Raw genomic sequence first — 21,740 nt, forward strand, 5'->3', positions numbered from 1 at the left:
GATCGTACGCGCACTCCTTCCGCGAACACATGAGCCTCTCGTTCCCCCATCTCTGGCAGAACCGCTCCCACAACAACGCACCGCACGAGCGCTTTCTCAAGCGCCCCGGCGGCCAGCGCCTGGTGCGGGCCGTGGTGCTGCTGAGCGCCCTCGGCGCCCTGAGCATTGCCGGTTGCGCCGCTGCCACGCGGAGGACCACACCGCCGGCCGGGGTCAGCCCGGCCACGGCGAAGGCGGTTCGCGACAGCCTGCGCGCCGTACTCGAGCGCGCCGTGGCGGACAGCGCCTTCCCCGGCGCGTACGCGGTCGTTGGGACCGCCGACGGGGTGATCGCCGAGTACGGCGTGGGGCGCCTCGACAGTGCCGACGCCGCGCGCCCGACGAACAAGACGGTCTGGGACCTCGCCTCGCTCACGAAGGTGATTGGCACGACGAGTGCCATGATTCAGCTGGTGGGCAGCGGTCGGGTGGCGCTGGACTCCCCGGTGGTGAAGTACCTGCCGGAGTGGACCGCTCCGGGGGCGAGCCGGATCACCGTGCGGAACCTCCTCGCGCACAACTCCGGCCTTCCGGCCTGGCGCGCCCTGTACAAGGAGTCGGCCACCCCGGCCGAAGCGGCGGCCCAGCTCTTCGCCACCTCCCCGGACACGGTGCCGGGCGTTCGGTTCCTCTACAGCGACCTCGGCTTCATTCTGCTGGGCAAGCTGGTCGAGAAGGTTTCGGGGGAGCCGCTCGCGCAGTACGACACGACCCATGTGTTCGGGCCGCTCGGGATGCACGACACCCGCTACCTGCCCCCGGCGTCGTGGCTCCCGCGCATTGCCCCCACCGAGCAGGACTCGTGGCGCGGTCGCAAGCTCCGCGGCGAGGTCCACGACGAGAATGCGTCCCGACTGGGCGGCGTCTCCGGGCACGCCGGGCTCTTCTCGAGCGCCCGGGACCTGACGCGCTTTGCCCAGATGTACCTGCACTACGGCACGCTCGACGGGGTCCGGGTGTTCGACTCGGCGACTGTGGCGCGCTTCATCCGGGTGCAGGACACGACGGTCAGCCGCCGGGCCCTGGGCTGGGAGACCCCCACCGGGCGGAATTCGGCGGGGCGGAAGATGCCGGCAGTGGCCTTCGGCCATACCGGGTTCACCGGCACCTCGCTCTGGATGGATCCGTCCCACCAGACCTTCGTCCTCCTGCTGACCAACCGGGTGAATCCGACCCGCAACAATACCCGGATCAATGGTGTCCGGATTTCCCTTGCTGACGCGGTCGTGTCGGCAATGGAGGATACGGGGGTCGGAAACCGCCGCGGAGCGGGGCGTTGACCAGCGCGTGGCGCCGGCCGGATCCTCAGGATCCGACTGGTGTTTCTTGCAAGGGGAGCGATCCACTCGCTATTTTCCAATTAGCCCGACCCGGGATCATCCCGTGTGCCGCTCGCGAGGGCGGCGGCACCAGGCTGATCGGGTCCATCAGGCCGGTCCTTGCACCGGCCCTTTCGGAGGAGCACGATGAGCACGATGCAGCAGCCGGACGTCATGGTGGTACTGACCCCCGTGGCCGCGGGCGAAGTTCGGAAGTTCATGGAAGCCGAGGGTGTGACGCCCGAGCAGGGTGGCCTGCGCGTCTCGGTGATGCCCGGTGGATGCAGCGGCTTCAAGTACGGCCTCGTGATCGAGGACAAGAGCGCGGACGACGACCTCACCCTGGAGATCGAGGGGATCAAGGTGTTCGTGGATCCGTTCTCGGCGCAGTACTTGAGCGGCACGACGATCGACTACGTGTCGTCGATGCAGGGCTCGGGCTTCACGTTCAAGAATCCGAACTCGACGGGTGGCTGCGGCTGCGGCAGCTCGTTCTCGGCGTAAGCGCCTTTCCCGCAGGACCCGGCGCCGGTCGGGGCGCCACCGCACGTCACACTCCCCAGTCCCATGTCATTGGCCTCGGTCACTCCGGCGGCCACTGACGCCATTCAGGCCCGCTCACTCTCCGAGAGTGGCGGGCCTGCGCGCGTCAGTCGGTCGCCGTTCGCACATCCGGGCGTCACGGGTACCGCCCGCGAACGCATCCCCACCCTCATCGTTGCGGATCACGCCGAGCTCGCCTCGGTCGTGGCGAACCGCATCGCCACCCTGATGCGCGAACGGGCCGCCCAAGGACGCCCCGTGGTGCTCGGCCTCGCGACCGGCTCGACACCGATCGGCGTGTATCGCGAGCTCATTCGCCTGCATCGGGATGAGGGGCTGAGCTTCGCGCATGTGATCTCGTTCAATCTGGACGAGTACTACCCGATGCGCGCGGACAGCATCCACTCGTATCACCGGTTCATGTGGGAGAACCTGTTCTCTCACGTGGACATCAATCCGGCGAACGTGCACATCCCGGATGGTGCGCTGGCGCGCGCCGATGTCGACGCGGCCTGTGCCACGTACGAGGCGGCCATCGAGGCCGCGGGCGGCATCGACTTTCAGCTGCTGGGCATCGGCAAGACCGGTCACATCGGCTTCAACGAGCCGGGCTCCGGTGAAGCGAGCCGCACGCGCCTGGTGCATCTCGACTCGATCACGCGCCGCGACGCCGCCGCGGATTTCTTCGGCGAAGAGAACGTCCCGCGCGAAGCGCTCACGATGGGCATCGCCTCGATCATGGGCGCCCGCGAGATCGCCATTCTCGCGACCGGCGAACACAAGTCGGCCATCGTGCGCCGCGCGGTCGAAGGCGAGATCGATCGGGCCGTCGCCGCGACGTTCCTCCAGCGCCATCCGAATACCACGTTCTACGTGGACGATGCCGCGGCCGCCGATCTCACACGCGTGGCGACCCCGTGGCTCGTCGATGAGGTGGTGTGGGAAGAAGCCCTCGCCGTGCGCGCCGTGACGTGGCTGGCCGGCAAGGCGGGCAAGGCCATCCTCAAGCTCACGCAGCACGACTACGCCGAGAACTCGCTGTCGTCGCTCGTGGCGCAGCATGGCTCGCCAGGCGCGGTCAACGGCCTCGTGTTCAACATCCTCGGCCACAAGATCCGCGGCAAGAGCAAGCTCCCGCGCGGACTCAAGACCATCTGCTTCTCGCCACATCCCGACGACGACGTCATCTCGATGGGCGGCATTCTCCGCAAGTTCGTGGAGAATGGCAACGACATGACGGTGGCGTACATGACGAGCGGCAACATCGCCGTCTTCGATCATGACGTGCGTCGCTACATGGATTTCCTGGTGCGTCTCGACACCGAGCGACTCGGTGGCAGCGACACCGTGCATTCCAGCGTGCGCACGCTGGCGGACACCGTGCACGGATTCCTGGCGCGCAAACAGGCGGGCGAGGTGGACATCGCCGAGGTCCAGGACATCAAGCGCATCATCCGTGAGTCGGAGGCGGTGAGCGGCATCGAGGTGATGGGGCTGTCGCGCGCCAACGCGCGGTTCCTCAACCTGCCCTTCTATCAGACGGGCAAGGTGCGCAAGGATCCGATCGGACCGGCCGATGTGGCGATCGTGGCGGACCTGCTTCGCGAGCTCGAGCCGGAGCTGATCTTCGTGGCCGGCGACCTCTCGGATCCGCACGGCACGCATCGCATGTGCAAGGAAGCGATCGATCTGGCGCTCGCCGAGGTGTACGCCGGCGCGAATGCGTCCAAGCGCCCCGAGGTCTGGCTGTATCGCGGCGCCTGGCAGGAATGGCCGGTCACCGAGGCCACGGTGCTGGTGCCGCTGTCGCAGGAGGAGCTCACGCTCAAGATCCAGGCGATCTTCAAACATCAGTCCCAGAAGGACTCGGCGCCCTTCCCCGGCCAGGATGAGCGTGAGTTCTGGCAGCGCGTGGAGCAGCGCAACAAGACCACCGCGCGCCAGTTGGATGATCTGGGGCTCGCGGAGTACTTCGCGATGGAGGCGTACGTCATTGCCTGATGCCACGCGCCGCCGCGTCGGGGCGGCCGCATGAGCGGCCGCTTCGATCTGCTCGATCTGCTGGTGCTGCTGATCTATCTCAGTGGCACCACCGCGCTCGGGATGTACATCGGTCGCAACCAAAAGTCGGCGACGGACTACTTCGTCGCCGAGCGCAACATTCCGTGGTGGGCCGTGATGTTCTCGATCGTGGCGAGCGAGACCTCGGCGCTGACGTTCATCTCGATCCCGGGGCTGGCCTACACCGGCAATCTCGGGTTCCTCGAGGTCGTCGCCGGGTACATCCTCGGCCGCATCGTGGTGGCGCAGACGCTGTTGCCGCGCTACTTCGCCGGCAATCTCGTGACGGCGTATGCCTTGCTCGAGACGCGCTTCGGCTTGGGCGCGCGTCGCTTCACCAGCATCGTGTTCATGATTACCCGCGCCATGGCCGATGCCGTGCGCGTGTTTGCCACCGCCATTCCGGTGGCGCTGATCGTGGGTCCGGTCCTGCCGCGTGAATACACCATGCCGGCGGCGATCCTGGTGCTCGGGCTGCTCACCGTGGTCTACACGTACCGCGGCGGCATGAAGGCGGTGGTGTGGACCGAGCTGTTGCAGGCAAGCATCTACCTCTTTGGCGGCATCTCGGCGCTGGTGCTCATCGGCCAGGCGGTGGACGGCGGCTGGAGCGCGATCGTGAGCCAGGCCGGCGCGGCGGGCAAGCTGCAGGTGATCGACTGGTACGCCGGCTTCGATCGGCCGCACACGATGTTCGCCGGCCTGATCGGCGGCGGGTTCCTGGCGATGGCCTCCCATGGCGCCGACCAGATCATCGTGCAGCGCCTGCTGTCGAGCAAGTCGCTGCGTGATGCGCAGCGCGCCATCATCGGCAGCGGCATCGCGGTCTTCGCACAGATGACGCTCTTCCTGTTCGTCGGCCTGGGTCTGTGGGTCCTGTACGGCGGCAAGTCGTTCGCCACCGCCGACGCGATCTTCCCGACGTTCATCATCGAGCGCATGCCGCACGGGCTGATCGGCCTGATCGTGGCCGCCATCATCGCCGCCACCATGAGCACGCACTCCGGGGCCATCAACGCGCTCGCGGCGGCCTCGACGCACGACATTTACCTGCCGCTCACCAAGCGGGCGCCGGATGATCCGCGCACGCTCAAGGTCGGCAAGCTCTTTGCGCTCGGCTGGGGGCTGGCGCTCACCTTCGGGGCCCTGCTCTTCAAGGAGAATGGCACGCCGGTCGTAGTCGTGGCGCTGTCCATTGCGTCGTTCACGCAGGGGGGTCTGTTGGGCGGCTTTTTCCTGGGCATGTTCTGGCGTCGGGCCAACCAGCGGGATGCCATCACGGGCATGAGCGTGGGGATCTTCGCGATGGCGTTCATCGTCTTCGCGAAGCAGCTGACCGCCGCCTATCCGAGCTTGAAGCCGATGCTGGGTGGGGTGGCCGGGATTGCCTGGCCCTGGTACGTGTTGATCGGGACCTCGCTTACCTTTGTGACCGGTATGCTGATGTCCTTTACCCATGCGCCGCCGGTGGCGGCCACGCCCCCGGAGAGCCGTCGATGAGCGCTGGTCCCCTCGACCCGACACCCCTGGTAGTTGGAGTGGATGGCGGTGGGAGCCGCACCCGCGTGCTGCTGGCCGATGCGAACGGGACCGTGCTGGCCCGGGTCGAGGGTGGCGCGAGCGCACTCCGCCCCGGCCAGGAAGGGGCAGCGGCCGATGTGATCAAGGCCCTGATCGGTGAGGCGCTCGCCTCGGCCGAGCGCACCGATGTGCGGCCGGCGGTGTGTGTGGTGGGGGTGGCCGGCGCTGGTCAGGAGCGGGCCGCGCAGGCGCTGTGGGCCGCGCTGGCGCAGCGTCGCGTCGCGGATGACGTCTCGGTGCAGGCCGATGCGACGATCGCGATGGACGATGCGTTCGGGGACTCGGCCGGCGTGCTGCTGATTGCGGGAACGGGATCGGTGGCGTTTTCGCGCGGCCCGGATGGACGACTCGAGCGGTGCGGTGGCTGGGGCCCGAATGTGGGCGACGAGGGGAGCGCGGCGTGGCTTGGCCGACGGGCCCTGAGCGTGATCACGGCGGCGCACGACGGTCGCGAGCCGGAGACGGCGCTGACGGGCGCCATGCTCACCGCGCTCGAGCTCGAGCAGCTCGATGACCTGATCCCGTGGGCAGCGAACGCCACCCCCGGCGCGCTCGCGCAGCTCGCCCCGGTGGTGATGCAGGTGGCCGCCACCGGTGACCTGCGCGCCAATGCGCTGGTGTCGTTCTGCGTGGAAGAGCTCGCGCTGCACGTGCGCACGCTCGCGCGTCGCTGTTTCACCGACGAGCGCGCCGCCATTCCGGTGGCGTTCGCGGGCGGGCTGCTCTCGCGCGGCTCACTCGTGCGCAAGCGGCTCGAACAGCGTCTCAAGAGTGCGGTGCCCGGCGCGATGATCAAGAATGACGACGTGGATGCGGCGCGGGGTGCCGTGCGGCGCGCGCGCCGACTGCTCGGCGTCGAAGCCTGAACCGCGTGCGCCTTCGAGGCGCGCGCGGTCCCTCGCCGGACATTACGGCGCGTGAAAATGCGGATCCATGCGCTCGTCGCTCGACGCCGTGAGTGCATGGCGCTGCGTGAGCAGGCCACCGAAGCTGCACAGGCCAGCCATCAGGATGCCAATCCCCATCCACCGTGGACCGGGATTCGAGGCGAGCCAGACCGCGCCACTGATGGCGAGCGCGAGGGTCCGTGCGCCCTCGGCGGAGAGGGCCCAGCGACGGCCTTCGAGCAGACCGCCGATGTTGGTCAGCGTCAGCGCCACCACGAACGTACCCGCCAGCAGCTGTCCCACCGGTAGTCTGCTCGCCGAGGTCAGGAGCCAGAGCGCACCGGGAACGGCCAGCACAAACTGCGTCAGCGCATAGAGTGATAATCCAGGCGGAACGGCAGGGTCGAAGGCCTGGAATGCCGCCCGCGTCACGTCCGGGATGTGTATCGGCCCGCCATCACGCGCCGGGCGCCACGCCGGTGACGCGAAGACGTAATGCCAGCGCTCTGTCCAGTCGGTCGCCCGCCAGACATTGCGCGCAATCGCCACGTACTGGTGGACCTGCGCCCAGAGCGGATTCCAGCTCGCCAACGGGGTGGTAAGTCCGTAGACCGGCTCGTCGCGCTCCGGGGTAAAGGTGCCCCAGAGTTTGTCCCAGATGATGAAGACGCCGGCGTAATTGCGGTCCTGATATTCGGGGTTCACGCCGTGGTGCACGCGATGATGCGAGGGCGTATTGAACACCGCCTCACACCACGCGGGCAGTCGGTGAATCACGCGAGTGTGGATCCAGAACTGGTACACGAGGTTGAGTGCGTAGCAGACCGCAAACTGCTCCCACGGCATACCGAGCAGGGCGAGCGGCGCATAGAACACCCAGCCAAACAGGCCACCGATCGCGCTTTGGCGCAGCGCCACGGCGAGGTTGTACTCCTCGCTGCTGTGGTGCACGACGTGACCGGCCCAGAACAGGTTCACTTCGTGCGACACGCGATGGAACCAATAGTACGCCAGGTCCACGAGTATGAATGCGACGATCCAGCCGCCTGCATGCGGTGGCCACTCGGGCACCGGCAGGACGCGCTGCACCCGCGCGTGCTCGAAGAGGAATCCGAAAACGCCGAAGAGCAGCAGCTTGGTGAAGATGCCGGCGATCTGGCTCAACGTACCGGCGGACAGATCACTGATGCTGTCATTGAGCCGATACAACGAACGACGGCCGAGCCAGGCATAGCCCAGCTCGACCGCGATCAGCAGAAAGAAGAGCGGAATCGACGCCTGGATGATCTCCATGCGACGAGGGCGTGCTCAGGCCGCGGCCGGCTGCCCCGGCTCGCCAAGCTCGCCTTCCCAGCGGGCCATGACCGCCGTCGCGAGACAGTTGCCAAGCAGGTTCACGGACGTACGGGCCATGTCCATGATGGCGTCCACGCCGAGGATCACGGCGATCCCCTCGAGCGGCAACCCGAACTGCGCCAGCGCGCCGGACAGGATCACGAGCGACGCGCGCGGGACCGCGGCCACGCCCTTCGACGTGAGCATGAGCGTCAGCATCATGAGCAGCTGCTGGCTGATCGGCATGTCGATGCCGGCCGCCTGCGCGACGAACACCGACGCAATCGCGAGGTAGAGGGTGCTGCCATCGAGGTTGAAGGAGTACCCGGTCGGCAGGACGAACGACACAATGCGGCGCGGCACCCCGAACTTCTCCATGGCCTGCATGGCCTGCGGGAACGCCGCCTCCGACGAGGCCGTGGAGAAGGCGATCAGCCACGGCTCCTTCACGGCGCTCCAGAACTTCGCGAGGGGGAGTTTCGCCAGCAGCGCCACGGGCACGAGGATCAGCAGCACGAAGATGATCAGCGAGACGTACAGCGTGCCGACCAGCTTCGCGAGGCTCAACAGCACGCCCAGGCCGCTCTTCCCCACGGTGACGCCGATGGCGGCGCCGATGCCGATCGGCGCGTACGCCATCACGATGCCGACGAACTTGAACATGATGTCGCTCAGCGACTGCAGCCAGTCGAGCATGAACTGCTTCGACTTGCCTTCCGTGCGGGCGAGCGCCACGGCGAAGATGATCGCGAAGAAGACGATCTGCAGCACTTCGTTGGCGGCCGCCGCCTCGAAGAAGCTCTGCGGCACCGTATGCTCGAGCACCGACGCAAACGTGGGCGTCTTGGCGGCGAGTGCCTTGAACTCGTCGGCGTTGCCGGAGGCGGCGGTGGTGATGCCGACACCAACCCCGGGCTTCACGACGTTCACCGCGATCAGGCCGATGGCCAGCGCCGCCGTGGTGACCACCTCGAAGTAGATGATCGAGCGCAGCGCGAGCTTGCCGACCTTGGCCATGTCATCGCCATGACCGGCGATGCCCACCACCAGCGTGGAGAAGAGCAACGGCACGATGAGCGACTTGATCATCCGCAGGAAGATCGTCGCAAACGGCTTGAGGTTCGCCGCCATGTCGGGGGCGAGCCATCCCACGAGAATCCCGATCACCATCGAGATCAGAATCCACTGGGAGAAGCCGATGCCGAGGAAGCCTTTCTTGGACGACGGGGCAGCGGCGGAAGACGAGTGAGCCATGGAACCGGGGGCGGGAAAGAACACGGGGCGCCACGGGCGCCCGACGAATCAGATCAGGCGGGACGGCGACGCAGCACGGAATGGCGGTAGCCGTAGGCGAAGTACAGGGTCAGGCCGATGACCATCCAGACGGCGAAGGCCACCCAGGCGCTCGTCGGCAGCCCCTTCATCACGAACACGCAGGCGCCGGCGCCGAGCAGCGTGACCGCCCAGAAGAACGGCACCTTGAACGGGCGCGGCCGATCGGGTTCACGCAGGCGCAGTACGAGCACACCGATGCAGACGACCGCAAACGCGGCCAGCGTGCCGATGTTGGTGAGATCGTAGGTCGCGGCGTCATCCGCGAGGAGTGCGCCGAGCGCCACCGCGACGCCAGTGATGATGGTCGTGATGTGCGGCGTGCGCGTCTTCGGATGCAGCTTGGCCGCGAACTGCGGCAGCAGGCCATCGCGGGCCATCGCGTAGAAGATGCGCGGCTGGCCGTACTGGAACACCAGCAGCACGGCAGACATCGACACGACGGCACCGGCCGCCACGATCCAGCTGGCCGTGCCGAGCCCCGCCACCGACAGCGCCTTGGCGAGCGGATCGGCACTCTTGAGCTGCTGATACGGCACCAGGCCCGTCGCGACGAAGCCCACGATGACATAGATCAACGTGCAGACGGCCAGCCCCCCCAGAATCCCCAACGGCAGATTGCGCTGGGGATTCTTCGTTTCCTCGGCCGCGGTGGAGATCGCATCGAAGCCGATGTAGGCAAAGAAGACGATGGCCGCGCCCTGATGAATGCCCTTGAAGCCGTTCGGCGCGAACGGCTTGTAGTTGGCCGGATCGATGTGCATCGCGCCGACCACCACAAACAGGGCGAGCACGAGCAGCTTGATCACCACCATGATGTTGTTCGCGCGGGTGCTTTCCTTCACCCCCTGCAGCAACAACAGCGTGATGACGGCCACGATGCCGAACGCCGGCAGGTTCACCAGGATCGGGATGCCGGCGAGGCGCGGTGCGCTGTCGAGGAGCCCGTGGATGGCGGGATCCGCGCTCGCCTTCACGTTCCAATAGCCGTGCGTGAGATACGCGGGCAACTCGATCCCGAACCCGGAGAGGAGCGAGGTGAAGTACCCGCCCCACCCGATGGCGACGGCGACGTTGCCGACGGCGTACTCGAGAATCAGCGCCCACCCCACAATCCACGCGACGATCTCGCCGAGCGTCGCATAGGAGTACGCGTACGCCGAGCCAGCCTGCGGAATCATGGAGGCGAGTTCGGCGTAGCAGAGGGCCGCGAGGCCGCAGACGGCGCCCAGCAGCACGAAGCTCAGCACCAGGGCCGGACCGGCGCCGTAGCGCACGATCGTGCCGTCGGCGAGGGTCTCGCCAGCGGCTGCCGTCCCGAGTGAAGAGAAGATGCCGGCGCCGATCACCGCGCCGATAGCGAGCATGATGAGATCGCCGGCGCCCAAGGTGCGCCGCATGCCGTGTTCGCTGTCGTCAATGACCGCGATCGGCTTTCGATCGAACAACCCCATGTGGTCCAGGCAGGAGTGAACACCAGGGGGCGCCGCATCTGCCTTCAGGGGCGGTACGCCACCCGCGGCGCCAGGAAAAACACTCTGGCGAAGCTAGCGCCGTGGCCGGATCACAGCGAGTAGGTGATCTGCGTCTTTGCGCGCACGGGGATGCCGCGCCCGTCAACCGCCGGGCGGAAGCGAATGGCGACGAGCGCCTCGCGCAGCTTGCGATTGTACGCCCCGTCCTTCGTGGGCGTGAATTGCAAGTCCACCACCTTTCCCGTCGAGTCCACATCGAACTCCACGATGACCGTTCCCTTGGCCTTGCCGGGCACCGGCAGGGGCGGGAGGAAGAGTTCGGTGGGCGCGGGGGGATAGATGCTGCCAGGGCCACCGCCGGTGCCGGCGCCCGTCCCGGTGCCCTTCCCGGTGCCGACGCCCGAGCCGGTTCCGCCGCCCGTGCCCGGGCCATTGCCGGGGCCTCCGTCGTTGCCAGCGCCCCCGCCGGTCCCGACCGTCTCCGACTTCACGTCCGACGCAGCAGACGCCGCCGGCGTGGGAGCGGCCGGCGTCGGCGTGGGCTGGGGCTTGGGCGGCACCGGAGGGGGCACCACCGGCGGCTTGATCTCCGGTGGCTTGACCATCGGCGGCGTGGGCGTCGGGACCGGCGTGGGCGCGACCCGGACGAACTGCAGCCGCTCCTGCTTCATCTGCCCGCCCGTGCCCTTGCGACCGCCGCCGCCGCCACCAGCCGGGCCAATCCCACCGGCGCCGAGCACTTCCTTCATGAGCTCCGGCGAGGTGAACGGCACGATCAGCAGCGCAATGACGAGCAGGTGCAGGAAAATGGAGAGCAGCAGACTGCCCGTCCGCTTGCTCTTCGACCCCGGCATGCCAATGGGGGGCCGATAGCGCGGGCGATCCTGAGGGCCGGGCGGCAGCGCCGGGTCAGCGGAATCGTCGGGAAAGGCGGTCATGCCAGGGGTCAGAGTGCAGTGCGGTCATCCCGGAGACGGGATGATAACGGACATCCATCCGCAAAATAGTACGGCAGGCGACCCCGAAAGGGTTCGCCTGCCGTATGAAACACCACGCCCTGCCCAGAGGTGCCCTGAGGCACCTCCGGACCGTGGCTCACTTCGGCGCGACGCCGATGACCTTGACCCCGGCGCCACGCGCCTGGTCCATGGCCCAGATCACATTCGCGTACTTGGTAAGGGTGTCCCCCTTCACGAAGATGATCTTTTCGGGACGCGGATCGTAGATCGACTTGAGACGCGTAAAGAGCTGCTCCTTCGGGATCGGCTCCTTGTTGATCGCGTACTTGTCGTCCGGAAGAATCTCCAGCACGATCTGATCCGGATTCACCTGCGAGGTCTGCTGCGGCGGATTCGGATCGGGGAGCTGCGTGTCGATCGCCTTGCGGCTCATGGGGATGATCATCATGAAGATGATCAGCAGCACGAGGAGCACGTCGATCATGGGCGTCACGTTGATCTCGTTATTGAGACTCCCGCCGCCCCCACCGGTTGACATGCCCATGGCTTATTTCCCTGGCTTGATGCGATCGGCTTCCACGAGCGACTCCGTCCCGGGGAGCTGCTCGGTGATGAGCGCCGCCACGCGGACGCCGCCCTTGGACAGCGTGCCGAGTGCGTCGATCACCTTCAGGTACTGAAGGTCCTTATGGGCCTTCACGTACATGATGTAATCCTCGCGTTCCTTGCCGTAGATATCGTGGACTGCCGTCTCGAGATCTTCAGCGCGGACCGGCTTCTTGTTCAGATAGAATCGACCCTGATCGTCGATACCGAGCACCTGGTCACCATCTTCTTCCGGATGGGGCTTGAGGTTCTGCCCTTCCGGTGGGACCGCCTTGAAGCCCGCGTTGATCTGCGGGATGGTGATCATGAAGATGATGAGGAGCACCAGCATCACGTCGATCATGGGTGTGACGTTCGGTTCGGCTTTGACGCCGCCGCCGCCACTGACACTCATACCCATGGCGCTACTCCGTGGTTACGGATGAAGGCTGGCCCCGGGGCGCCCCGCACGGGCGCCCGGTGACCCACCGTCGTGAACTGGCTTACTGCGAGATGGCCGAGCCGCCGGCCGTGTTGAATTCACGCGTGAAGCGCGAACGACCGAACTCGCCCGAGACGCCCTTGATGAGGTAGTCGATCATTTCCTTCGACGTGTACGTCATCTCGGCCGTGAGGTTGTCGATCTTCGTCTGGAAGTAGTTGTACGACCACACGGCCGGAATGGCGACGCCGATACCGATAGCCGTCGTGATGAGGGCTTCGGCAACACCGGCGGCGATGGCGGAGATACCACCCGCACCCGACGCGGCCATACCCGTGAAGGAGTTGACGATACCCATCGTGGTGCCGAGCAGACCGACGAACGGCGACGTGGCGCCGACGGTGGCCAGGATGCCGAGGCCGCGCTTCAGGTCAACGACGGTCATCAGCATTTCGCGCTCAACCGCACGCTCGGCCGAGTTGATGTCGGCCACGGTCACCGAGCCGTCCTGGATGAGCGGACGGATTTCCGAGAGGGCGCCGCCAAGGACGCGGGCCACGTGCGACTTCTTGTAGCCTTCGGCGAGCTTGATGGCCTCGGTGAGGTTGTCCTCTTCGAGGAACTGCGAGAACTCGGGGGCGAACTTGCGCGTCTCGGCCTGCGCCTTGCGCATCGACCACCACTTCGAGATGAGCTGCGTGAACGACAGGGCCGACATGCCAAGGAGCGTGAAGACGATACCCTTGGCGAACCAGCCCATCGACTGGTACAGCTCCATCAGCGACATGTTCATGAAACGAATCTCCGCAAAACGTGAGGTTGAGACTTAGCGATTCAGCGAGAACTGGAACGGCTGCTGCACGAGCTGCTTCACCTTCCGGCCGCCGACTTCGGCGGGCAGGAAGCGCATGCGCTGCAGCGCGTTCTTCACAGCGGACGTGAACAGGTCGTTGTCGGACTTGAGCGCCTTGAACGTGCCCATGTCGGCGCGTCCGGTGGTGTCGACGACGAACTGCGCGAGGACGGTGCCCTCGATGCCGGCCGTGCGGAGCATGTCGGGATACGCCGGGCCCTGGGTTCCAGGCGCCATGACCACGGGCTTTTCTACCTGGAAGTCGAAGTACGGCTGGTCGGCGTTCTGAATCACCGGCCCCTTACCGCCTTCCACACCCTTCGCGATACCACCAGCAACACCCTTACCGGAGAAGTCGGCCTCGTCCGTCACCTTCTTGGAGAGGTCAATGTCCGGAATCACGTTCGGGATTTCGACCGGTGCGGTGAGCACCTGGAACCCCTTCGGTGGCGGGGGCGCGGCCACGGCATCCGGCGGTGGCGGCGGCTTCTCGGGCTCGGGTGGCTTGGGTTCGTCCTTCTTGACCTCAACGAAGTCAACCTTCTCTTCCTTCGGCTTCTCATTCACGATGCCAGCGTTCTTCGTGACAATCACGAGAGCGATGACCACCGCCGTATGGAGGAGAATGGACATGAACCCCCCGCCCGCGCGCTTCTGCTTCTTCGCCTGAGATTCGATCAGGTTATTGAACATCTCGCGTGTCCGGGGTACGGGCTGTACGTCGACCTCCCGGACAGAGGGCCCGGGAGCTGACTTCGCGATTCTACGCCCGGCGAATGAAGCAGCAATGGAACCAAGATTAGGTTCTGATTAATCCCGGGTTAGCATTCCCCCCTCGGAATCCAACGCCCCCTGGGTATTGACAATCGACTCGTATTCACCAGTCATCCCCGACCCCGGATGACCGGCCAGCGGCAACGTCACCACGAACGTGCTGCCCCGCCCCAATCGCGACTGGACCTCGAGCGTGCCCCCGTGCGCCTGCGCGATCCACTGCGAAATCGCGAGCCCCAGCCCGAACCCGCCACGCTCCGTCGCGCGCGAGCGCACCCGGTCGGCGCGCCAGAAGCGCTCGAACACGTACGGGAGATCGGCCGCCGCGATGCCGATGCCGGTATCCCGCACCGCAAAGCGCGCGACTTCGTCTTCGCGCACCAGCGTGATGTCCACCGTCCCGCCACGCGGGGTGTACTTGATCGCGTTGGTGACGAGATTGAGGAACAGCTGCCGCAGGCGTGTGATATCGCCGAGCACCTCGGCATTGTCGAGCTGCGACGCCTCGATCGCGAGCCCGGCATCTTCGCCCAACAGGCGCGCGGTCTCCAGCGTCTCCCGCGCGAGCGGGGCGAGTTCGATCGGCTCCCGGAAGAGATCAAAGCGGCCTTCGTCGGCACGCGCCAGCGTGAGCAGCGAATCCACGAGGTCGGCCATGCGGGTCACCTGCTGCAGCGCTTCCTCGAGCGCCTCGGCCTGCTCGTCTTCGGTGGCCAGATGGCTCATGGCCCGCTCGACGTCGGCGCGCATCACGGCCAGCGGCGTCTTGAGTTCATGGCTGGCGTCGGCGGTGAAGCGCCGCAACGCGCCGAATGAGGTCTCGAGCCGCTCGATAAAGGCGTTCAGCGTGGTGGAGAGGCGCGCGAGTTCATCGCCGGCGGCGCCGATCGCGAGCCGGCGATGCAGCGACCGACCGTCGGTGATCGCCTCGACCTGATCGATGATGCGATCAATGGGCCGGAAGGCGCGGCCGGCGATGATGTACGCAAACATCACCGAGATGGCGAGCAGGAAGGGCGTGATCACGACCATGGTCCCGACGAGCTCGCGCGGCGTGAACTCGATCCCCGTCGTGCTGAGCGCGGCATACACGCGATACCGATCGTTCGCACTCAGCGGCACGTTGAGCGTGGCGAGCACGACGTCGTCCTCCCGCATGCTCACCGACTTGACCCGCAGCGTATCGGTGTGCGTGCGGGCCGCCGTACTGAAGGCGTCACGATCGGACACCGACAGAGCCGAGACCGCGGACGAGGCGTACAGATCGTAGCCCGTACTGTCCTGCACGAGCACGTACCCCTCGAGAATCGAAAGGAAGGCACTCATGCGCATGCTCACCGTGCGCGCGGCGAGCGGGTCCTTCTGCGCCAGGATAGGTTCCCAGCCGGTACTGCGGGCTACGATGATGGCTTCGCGCACCTGCCGCGCTTCCGCCATGACCCGCTGCTCGAGTTCGCGATAGAGCAGCTCGCGCCGCACGGCGAGCAGCGTGATCGAGAAGATCACGAGCGTGCCGAGGAACGCGGCCGTCCAGGCGACGGTGAGGCGGGTGCGGATCGAGCCCACGAGCGGGATCCCTACGCGCGGATCATGTAGCCCACCCCACGCACCGTGGTGATGAGCTTCTTGTCAAAGCGGGCATCGATCTTCTTGCGCAGATGATTGATCACCACGTCCACGATGTTGGTGCCGGGATCGAAGTGATAGCCCCACGCGTACTCGGTGATGAGCGTCCGGCTCATCACGCGTCCGGCATGACGCATGAGGTACTCGAGCACGGCGAACTCCTTGGGGGTGAGTTCGATCAGCTCACCGGCGCGTCGCACTTCGCGAGTGCCCTGATCGAGCTCCAGATCGCCCACGGTGAGTTGCGGCGACGCCAGCGCGCGCGGACGGCGCAGCAACGCCTCGGCGCGTGCAAGCAACTCTTCGAAGGCGAACGGCTTGGTGACATAGTCATCCGCGCCCGCGCGCAGCGTCTCGACCTTGGCATCGACGGCGTCCTGCGCCGTGAGCACCAGCACCGGACGTTCGAAACCACGCGCCCGCAGCGTGCGCAGCACGTCGAGCCCGTTGCGCCCGGGGAGGCGCATATCGAGCACGATGAGATCGTAGGCCTGCGCCAGTGCCAGGCGTTCGCCTTCCAATCCGTTGTTCACGAGATCGGTCTGCCACCGCTGCTCCTCGAGGCCGCGGCGGACGAACTCGCCGACGGTCGGATCGTCTTCAATGACGAGAATCTTCATGCGATCACCGGAGGGTTCGCCCCGACGGGCGGACGAAGCCGTATTCGCGAATCTTGCGGTAGAGCGTCTTGGGCGAGATCCCCAACGCTTCCGCCGCGCGCCCCTGATGCCACCCCACCGCCTGCAGCGTGTCGGCGATATAGGCGCGTTCGACCGCTTCGAGCGTGCGCGGCGCGGGCCCGGTGCCGCTGGTGCCCGATGCGGTCGTCACGGCGGCCGCGGGTGACGCGGCGCGGTCGTCGGCGCGCGCTCCCGGGCGTGCGTCGCGCGCGGCACCGCTCTCGGCGGCCGTCAGGTCGGCCGCCGTGACCTCAGCCGCGGTCGTCAGCTGCGCTGCCCGCCGCACGCTGTCCACCAGCGCGCGCACGTTGCCGGGCCAGTCGCGCGACTCGAGCCACGCGATCGCGTCGGCCGAGAGCGTGCGCCCGGACGGCAGCGCGGCCGTCGCCAGCAGGGGGACATCCACCGCGCGCTCCCGCAGGGGCGGCAGCACGACGCGCACCGCCGACAACGTATGCGCGGCCTCCGCATCGAGCCCGCCCTCCGCCACGAGCACGTCCGGGTCGCGCATGAGCGCCACCACGACGCGACACTCCAGCGGTACCGGCTGGGTGCCGCCCTGGCGCACGAACCAGCCGCGCGCCACGGCCTCGGCGATCTGCCGCTGGGCCGCGTGATCGAGCCGCGCAAAGGCGCGCACGAAGAGCGTGCCGCCGGCGGCCGCCTCGAGCGCCCCCACCTGCACAACGGGTTCCGCCCCCGGCACTTCCGTGCCCAGCAGGCGCGCCAACGCCCCCGGCGTGTCCACGGCCGCGTTGCACTCGATCCAGGCCGCATCGGCCCCGCGTCCGTCGTGCAGCCAGCGGGCAAACGCACGCTTGCCCACGCCGGCTTCGCCCCACACCAGCACCGGCGCATCGTCAGCCCGCAAAGGCTCGAGGGTGGCAAGCACCGCGCGCAGCGGCGCGTACTGCGTCACGAACGCCGGTGCGGCGCTCGTGTCGATCGCCAGCCGCGCGCGGAGGCGATGATTCTCGCGCACCAGCATGCGCTTCTCCCAGGCGCGTCGAATGACCGCTTCGATCTCGGCCATGCGATACGGCTTGGAGAGCACGTCGTAGGCCCCCAGCCGCAGCGCGGCCAGGGCGGTCTCCACGGTACCGTTGCCGGTGATGATGAGAATCTCCGGGGGCGTCGATTCCTCGCGCACGCGGCGGAGCACTTCGAGCCCATCCATCTCCGGCATCACCACATCGAGCAACGCCACATCGAACGGCGCGGTGCGCAGCGCGTCGAGCGCCGCCCGTCCATCGCGGACGGCGGTCACGGCAAAGCCGCGCGCCGTCAGGAACTGCTCCAGAATGGCGCCCAGATGCGGCTCGTCGTCCGCGAGCAGCACCCGGATGCCGGTGCGAGGTGTCGTCACGCCTCCTCCATGGGCAGCGAGACCCGGAACGTCGCCCCGCTCCCTTCGGGCGACACGAGTTCCAGCGCTCCGCCGTGATCGTTCACAATGCCGTAACAGATGGCCAGGCCAAGACCGGTGCCCTGCCCCGGCGGCTTGGTCGTGAAGAATGGTTCAAAGACCTTCGCCTGCAGGTGACGGGGCACACCGGGCCCTTCATCCGCCACTTCGATAAGGGCCCGCGGGGCACCGCCCGGCGTGCGATCGGGACGGGTCCGGATGGTCACCGCCTTGCCCTCGGGCGTGACGTCCATCGCGTTCATGGCGAGCGCGATGAGCACCTGCACCAGTTGGTCGGCGTCGCCGGAGATGAGCAGCGCGCCCGGCGGCGCCAGCTCCGTCACGAGGCGAATGCGCCGAAAGCGGGGATGATGCTGGAGCAGGAACAGCCCCTGCTGCACCACGCTGCTCACATCGATCGGTTCGCGCCCGGCGGCCTTGGGGCGCGAGAAATCGAGCAGCCCGTTTACGATCTTCTTGCAGCGCTCGACCTCGAGATCGATGATCTTGAGCATCTCGCGCGGCGGCGGACCGGCGCCGTCCATTTCCTGCTGCAGCGCCATCGACTCGGCGCACGCCGAAATCGTGGCCAGCGGGTTGTTGATCTCGTGCATGACACCGGCCGCAAGCTGCCCGAGCGCGGCGAGCTTCTCGGTTTGCGCTCTGCGGTCGAAGGCGGCACGCAGGTCGGTGATGTCTTCACCCACGGTGATCACATGCGTGACCAGCGTACTCCCGAGCCGCATCGGAATCTTGGAGATGCGGAACGTGCGCCGTTCACCGAACGCGTCGCTTTCCATCTGGAACTGCTGCAGCGTGCCGCTGCGAAACACCTCATCGAACTCGGCGCGCAGTCGGTCGGCGGGCTGGCGGCTCAACACTTCGAAGATCGTCCGGCCGATAGCATCATGCCGCGCGACGCCCTGCAGGCCGGTCTCGCGCTTGTGATTCCAAGCGTGAATCCGATAGTCGCGGTCAACGACATACAGGCCGACCGGCAGGGAGTCCACCACACACTCGATGAAAGCCCGCTGATTCGCGACCTCGCGCACCCGCTCGGTGACTTCGCGTTCGAGCTGCCGCGTGTAGCGGTCGCGCGCGTGCGCGATGCCGAGCAGCCCCGCGACGGTGCGCGCGAGCGCCTGCTCATCGTCGGCGAGCATCTGCCCCCGCTGCACGGTGAGGGTCCCGATGCCCTCGGCGCCGCCACTAACGGCGAATTGCGCGCTCGACGCCGCATCGGCGACGACCGGCGAGGTCCACACGATTGCGGGGGCGTCGGCCGCCGTGGCCGCATAGGTGACCGTGGTGGCCTCGAGCGCGCTGCCCAGGCGCCCGAGTACCGCGGGGAGCGCCAGCGCGGGGTCGCCGGACGCCGAGAGCAAGGCGGCCGTGTCGGCGGCGGCGGCGAGCAGGGCGGCTGTGGTAGGCATCGAACTCCTCGGAGAACACACCGGCTGAAGATCACCGGCCGATCAGCGCCGATCGTCGCAAGGTAGGAGATGTGCGGGCACCGGACAAGATGACCGAGAACTGCCAAGCAGACAGGCTGGTGCCGGAGCGGCAGACCCTGCTCCGAGGAATCCGTTCAGGGTGGCCGACTTCGTCGGGTACGGCACCTGCTCCTTGCTCGGACAGAGGCCGCGCTGGCGTTCCGGCGCTCGGCCGATCAACCACCTTCTGCTTCAGGAGTTGCCGCCATGACGATCCATACGATTCCGCTGATGCCGACCGCCTCGTCCACGCTTTCGCTGCGGCGGGAGCTCGACCGGATCTTTGACGATGTCTTTGTGAACCGTCCGGCCACGGCCTGGCAGCCGACGGCCGATGCGCGCGAGGACAGCACGGGCTTCACGCTAACCCTCGACGTGCCCGGGGTCTCGCCCGACTCGGTGGAGGTCCTCGCCGAGGACAGCACGCTCACCGTGAAGGGCACGCGGCCGGCGACCACGCTCGCGGAGGGGGAGCGCACGCTCTTCGCGGAGCGCAGCCAGGGCGCGTTCCTGCGGCGCTTCCGCCTTCCGAAGAGCGCCGATCCGCAGGCCATCTCGGCGACGTACGCGCACGGCGTCCTGTCGCTCCGCATCGGGAAGCTGGCGCCGGCGCAGCCGCGGCGCGTGCCGGTGACGGTGGGCGAGGCCGTCGTTCAGGGCTGACCGCGCGGCTCCGTTCACGAAAAAAAGGGGCGCCCATACTGGGCGCCCCTTTTCACGTCAGGCCGGACCGGCGATCAGCCAGTCACGTTCTTGATAGCCGCGAGGATTTCCGCATTCTCGCGCTTGAGACCCGGATGCGCCTCCACATGCACCCACCGCACGACCCCCGTGGTGTCGATCAGGATGTAGGCGCGCTCGGCGAAGAAGGCATCGGGCCGGAGCACTCCATAGGCAACGGTGGCTTCCCGCTTGAAGTCGGAGAGGAGCTGCACCTTCATGTCGTACTTGCTGCGAAACTCCTTCAACGACGGCACGGCATCCACTGAAATGGGAAGCACTTCGACGCCGGCAGCCGAGAAGGCATCGAAATCGTCGCCGAAGGCACACAATTCGCTAGTGCAGACACTGGTGAACGCGAGCGGGAAGAAGGCCAGGAGCACATGACGGTGGCCGCGAAAGCTCGACAGCGTCACGCTCTCGCCGGAGGTCGAGGCGAGTGTGAAGTCGGGCGCTACGGTTCCCTCAGCGATCGGCGTCGACGAAACGGTGGTCATCAGGAGGTCGGAAGAATGGTCGCCGGAAGCATCCCATCACAAAACACCGAAATGGGCCCGGGTGTGGATAACAGAGTCGGCCGCGGGCCGCTCCGGGTCTTGCTCATCGATAATGACCGGGACGAGGCGCTTCGTTCCGAGGCGGCGCTGCGCGCTCGCTGGGGGGCGGAGATGACGGTGGTGTCGGCGGCAACGCTGGCCGAGGCGATCCCGCGGCTGATGGCGGCCGACGCCAAGAGCGTGGTCGATGGGGTCGTGCTGGAATGGAATCTGGCCGACGCCGACGGCGTGGCCGCCCTGGCCGGGGTGCGGGGGGCGGCCCCGGAGCTGCCGGTGGTCGTCTACTCGCGCGCGGTCTGCGATGCGAGTGCCATCTGCGCGCTGCGGGCCGGCGCGCTGGAGTGTGCCCATAAGCGCGAGGTCGAGCCGGGCTCGATGGCGCGACTGCTGGCCTTTGCGTTCGAACGCCAGCGGCGGATCGCCGCGCTGGAAGCCGCACGGCTGGACGCCGCGCATCGCGCGACCCACGACCCGCTCACCGGGCTCGCGAACCGGACGCTCTTTCTGGATCACCTCGAGCGGGCGCTCGCGCTTGGCGCGCGGTATGGCCGAAAGACCGGGGTGTTGTTCGTGGATCTCGACGGCTTCAAGGCCGTCAACGATCGGCACGGGCACGCGGCCGGGGATCTGATGCTGAAGGCGGTCGCCGGTCGGTTGCTGGAGAGCGTGCGTCGTTCAGACGCGGTCGCCCGCATCGGTGGTGACGAGTTCGTCGTGCTGCTGACGGACGTGACGAGCCGCCGCGACCTGCTCTACGTGCAGGAGACGATTCTGACGGCGCTGGCCGAGCCGGTGGAGATCGCGAGTGGCGTGGTCGCGGGGGGGGGCGCGAGCATCGGGAGCGCCATGGCGCCACTGGACGGCACGACGGCGCACGGCCTGTTGGCGGCCGCCGACGTGCACATGTACCGAGAGAAGGCCGATGGCGGCAGCAGCGTGCGGGCCACGCGGCCGCGCGCGGGTTCCCCTGGTGCTACGAAGTGGAGCGTATCGGGATCGAACCGATGACCCCCTGCTTGCAAAGCAGGTGCTCTCCCAGCTGAGCTAACGCCCCGAGCGGCGAAATATGACCAC

At 67.2% G+C, this 21,740-nt stretch carries 20 protein-coding genes and 1 tRNA gene; 7 read left to right on the top strand and 14 right to left on the bottom strand.

Going from position 1 to position 21,740, the window contains the following annotated elements; all coding sequences use genetic code 11:
* Window positions 1–29: 29 nt before the first annotated feature.
* From K2R93_08395 to K2R93_08415, 5 genes are all read left to right on the top strand, one after another.
* Window positions 30–1,319 carry a beta-lactamase family protein gene (locus K2R93_08395; protein ID MBY0489847.1) on the top strand — a complete coding sequence of 430 codons (1,290 nt, stop codon included), beginning with the start codon at window positions 30–32 and terminating at the stop codon, window positions 1,317–1,319.
* Window positions 1,320–1,532: 213 nt separating this feature from the next.
* Window positions 1,533–1,862 carry an iron-sulfur cluster assembly accessory protein gene (locus K2R93_08400; GenBank protein MBY0489848.1) on the top strand — a complete coding sequence of 110 codons (330 nt, stop codon included), beginning with the start codon at window positions 1,533–1,535 and terminating at the stop codon, window positions 1,860–1,862.
* A gap of 63 nt (window positions 1,863–1,925) precedes the next feature.
* Window positions 1,926–3,902: a glucosamine-6-phosphate deaminase gene (gene nagB, locus K2R93_08405; GenBank protein ID MBY0489849.1), complete on the top strand. Its 1,977-nt coding sequence runs from the start codon at window positions 1,926–1,928 to the stop codon at window positions 3,900–3,902.
* A 30-nt stretch (window positions 3,903–3,932) separates the two neighbouring features.
* A complete protein-coding gene (locus tag K2R93_08410) occupies window positions 3,933–5,462 on the top strand; it encodes a sodium:solute symporter (GenBank protein MBY0489850.1) in 1,530 nt (509 codons plus the stop codon).
* A complete protein-coding gene (locus tag K2R93_08415) occupies window positions 5,459–6,409 on the top strand; it encodes a hypothetical protein (protein ID MBY0489851.1) in 951 nt (316 codons plus the stop codon). The genes K2R93_08410 and K2R93_08415 overlap by 4 nt, the downstream gene beginning before the upstream one ends.
* A gap of 42 nt (window positions 6,410–6,451) precedes the next feature.
* Here K2R93_08415 and K2R93_08420 read toward each other — a convergent pair whose 3' ends face one another.
* The 12 genes from K2R93_08420 to K2R93_08475 all read right to left on the bottom strand — a co-directional run bounded on the left by K2R93_08420 (window position 6,452) and on the right by K2R93_08475 (window position 19,329).
* Window positions 6,452–7,723 carry a sterol desaturase family protein gene (locus K2R93_08420; protein MBY0489852.1) on the bottom strand — a complete coding sequence of 424 codons (1,272 nt, stop codon included), beginning with the start codon at window positions 7,721–7,723 and terminating at the stop codon, window positions 6,452–6,454.
* Between the two features lie 15 nt (window positions 7,724–7,738).
* Entirely contained in the window at window positions 7,739–9,019 is a 1,281-nt protein-coding gene (locus K2R93_08425; protein MBY0489853.1) for a cation:dicarboxylase symporter family transporter, read from the bottom strand.
* A gap of 53 nt (window positions 9,020–9,072) precedes the next feature.
* The gene (locus K2R93_08430) at window positions 9,073–10,551 is read right to left on the bottom strand and encodes an amino acid permease (GenBank protein MBY0489854.1); all 1,479 of its coding nucleotides are present in this window, start codon (window positions 10,549–10,551) and stop codon (window positions 9,073–9,075) included.
* 110 nt (window positions 10,552–10,661) lie between these two features.
* Window positions 10,662–11,510 carry a hypothetical protein gene (locus K2R93_08435; protein MBY0489855.1) on the bottom strand — a complete coding sequence of 283 codons (849 nt, stop codon included), beginning with the start codon at window positions 11,508–11,510 and terminating at the stop codon, window positions 10,662–10,664.
* A 157-nt stretch (window positions 11,511–11,667) separates the two neighbouring features.
* The gene (locus tag K2R93_08440; protein MBY0489856.1) at window positions 11,668–12,075 is read right to left on the bottom strand and encodes a biopolymer transporter ExbD; all 408 of its coding nucleotides are present in this window, start codon (window positions 12,073–12,075) and stop codon (window positions 11,668–11,670) included.
* A gap of 3 nt (window positions 12,076–12,078) precedes the next feature.
* A complete protein-coding gene (locus K2R93_08445; GenBank protein ID MBY0489857.1) occupies window positions 12,079–12,537 on the bottom strand; it encodes a biopolymer transporter ExbD in 459 nt (152 codons plus the stop codon).
* An 82-nt stretch (window positions 12,538–12,619) separates the two neighbouring features.
* A complete protein-coding gene (locus tag K2R93_08450) occupies window positions 12,620–13,351 on the bottom strand; it encodes a MotA/TolQ/ExbB proton channel family protein (protein ID MBY0489858.1) in 732 nt (243 codons plus the stop codon).
* Between the two features lie 33 nt (window positions 13,352–13,384).
* Window positions 13,385–14,044 (bottom strand): energy transducer TonB, encoded by a 660-nt coding sequence (locus K2R93_08455; GenBank protein ID MBY0489859.1) that lies wholly within the window; start codon window positions 14,042–14,044, stop codon window positions 13,385–13,387.
* Between the two features lie 177 nt (window positions 14,045–14,221).
* Complete coding sequence (locus tag K2R93_08460) at window positions 14,222–15,751, bottom strand: HAMP domain-containing histidine kinase (GenBank protein ID MBY0489860.1); 1,530 nt, start codon at window positions 15,749–15,751, stop codon at window positions 14,222–14,224.
* An 11-nt stretch (window positions 15,752–15,762) separates the two neighbouring features.
* Window positions 15,763–16,431, bottom strand: a complete 669-nt coding sequence (locus K2R93_08465; GenBank protein MBY0489861.1) for a response regulator transcription factor — start codon at window positions 16,429–16,431, stop codon at window positions 15,763–15,765.
* Between the two features lie 4 nt (window positions 16,432–16,435).
* Window positions 16,436–17,857, bottom strand: coding sequence for a sigma-54 dependent transcriptional regulator (locus tag K2R93_08470; protein MBY0489862.1), 1,422 nt, complete (start codon window positions 17,855–17,857; stop codon window positions 16,436–16,438).
* A complete protein-coding gene (locus K2R93_08475; GenBank protein ID MBY0489863.1) occupies window positions 17,854–19,329 on the bottom strand; it encodes a PAS domain-containing protein in 1,476 nt (491 codons plus the stop codon). Before K2R93_08475 ends, K2R93_08470 begins: the two co-directional genes overlap by 4 nt.
* Window positions 19,330–19,596: 267 nt before the next feature.
* On the opposite strand from K2R93_08475, the gene K2R93_08480 reads away from it, so the two are divergent.
* Window positions 19,597–20,052 carry an Hsp20 family protein gene (locus K2R93_08480; protein ID MBY0489864.1) on the top strand — a complete coding sequence of 152 codons (456 nt, stop codon included), beginning with the start codon at window positions 19,597–19,599 and terminating at the stop codon, window positions 20,050–20,052.
* A gap of 74 nt (window positions 20,053–20,126) precedes the next feature.
* Here K2R93_08480 and K2R93_08485 read toward each other — a convergent pair whose 3' ends face one another.
* The gene (locus tag K2R93_08485; GenBank protein MBY0489865.1) at window positions 20,127–20,606 is read right to left on the bottom strand and encodes a redoxin domain-containing protein; all 480 of its coding nucleotides are present in this window, start codon (window positions 20,604–20,606) and stop codon (window positions 20,127–20,129) included.
* A 99-nt stretch (window positions 20,607–20,705) separates the two neighbouring features.
* Between K2R93_08485 and K2R93_08490 the strand changes: the two genes are divergently transcribed.
* Window positions 20,706–21,674: a GGDEF domain-containing response regulator gene (locus K2R93_08490; GenBank protein MBY0489866.1), complete on the top strand. Its 969-nt coding sequence runs from the start codon at window positions 20,706–20,708 to the stop codon at window positions 21,672–21,674.
* Here K2R93_08490 and K2R93_08495 read toward each other — a convergent pair.
* Window positions 21,648–21,720 (bottom strand) — tRNA-Ala (locus K2R93_08495). The genes K2R93_08490 and K2R93_08495 overlap by 27 nt on opposite strands.
* Window positions 21,721–21,740: the final 20 nt, after the last annotated feature.

It is taken from the genome of Gemmatimonadaceae bacterium, from assembly GCA_019752115.1.
Taxonomy (GTDB): Bacteria; Gemmatimonadota; Gemmatimonadetes; order Gemmatimonadales; family Gemmatimonadaceae; genus Gemmatimonas.

Bases quoted from the DNA above. Each gene is read 5' to 3' on its own strand.
- K2R93_08395 (MBY0489847.1), top strand. From the start codon at position 30: ATGAGCCTCTCGTTCCCCCATCTCTGGCAGAACCGCTCCCACAACAAC.
- K2R93_08400 (MBY0489848.1), top strand. From the start codon at position 1,533: ATGGTGGTACTGACCCCCGTGGCCGCGGGCGAAGTTCGGAAGTTCATG.
- nagB (MBY0489849.1), top strand. From the start codon at position 1,926: ATGTCATTGGCCTCGGTCACTCCGGCGGCCACTGACGCCATTCAGGCC.
- K2R93_08410 (MBY0489850.1), top strand. From the start codon at position 3,933: ATGAGCGGCCGCTTCGATCTGCTCGATCTGCTGGTGCTGCTGATCTAT.
- K2R93_08415 (MBY0489851.1), top strand. From the start codon at position 5,459: ATGAGCGCTGGTCCCCTCGACCCGACACCCCTGGTAGTTGGAGTGGAT.
- K2R93_08420 (MBY0489852.1), bottom strand. From the start codon at position 7,723: ATGGAGATCATCCAGGCGTCGATTCCGCTCTTCTTTCTGCTGATCGCG.
- K2R93_08425 (MBY0489853.1), bottom strand. From the start codon at position 9,019: ATGGCTCACTCGTCTTCCGCCGCTGCCCCGTCGTCCAAGAAAGGCTTC.
- K2R93_08430 (MBY0489854.1), bottom strand. From the start codon at position 10,551: ATGGGGTTGTTCGATCGAAAGCCGATCGCGGTCATTGACGACAGCGAA.
- K2R93_08435 (MBY0489855.1), bottom strand. From the start codon at position 11,510: ATGACCGCCTTTCCCGACGATTCCGCTGACCCGGCGCTGCCGCCCGGC.
- K2R93_08440 (MBY0489856.1), bottom strand. From the start codon at position 12,075: ATGGGCATGTCAACCGGTGGGGGCGGCGGGAGTCTCAATAACGAGATC.
- K2R93_08445 (MBY0489857.1), bottom strand. From the start codon at position 12,537: ATGGGTATGAGTGTCAGTGGCGGCGGCGGCGTCAAAGCCGAACCGAAC.
- K2R93_08450 (MBY0489858.1), bottom strand. From the start codon at position 13,351: ATGAACATGTCGCTGATGGAGCTGTACCAGTCGATGGGCTGGTTCGCC.
- K2R93_08455 (MBY0489859.1), bottom strand. From the start codon at position 14,044: ATGTCCATTCTCCTCCATACGGCGGTGGTCATCGCTCTCGTGATTGTC.
- K2R93_08465 (MBY0489861.1), bottom strand. From the start codon at position 16,431: ATGAAGATTCTCGTCATTGAAGACGATCCGACCGTCGGCGAGTTCGTC.
- K2R93_08475 (MBY0489863.1), bottom strand. From the start codon at position 19,329: ATGCCTACCACAGCCGCCCTGCTCGCCGCCGCCGCCGACACGGCCGCC.
- K2R93_08480 (MBY0489864.1), top strand. From the start codon at position 19,597: ATGACGATCCATACGATTCCGCTGATGCCGACCGCCTCGTCCACGCTT.
- K2R93_08485 (MBY0489865.1), bottom strand. From the start codon at position 20,606: ATGACCACCGTTTCGTCGACGCCGATCGCTGAGGGAACCGTAGCGCCC.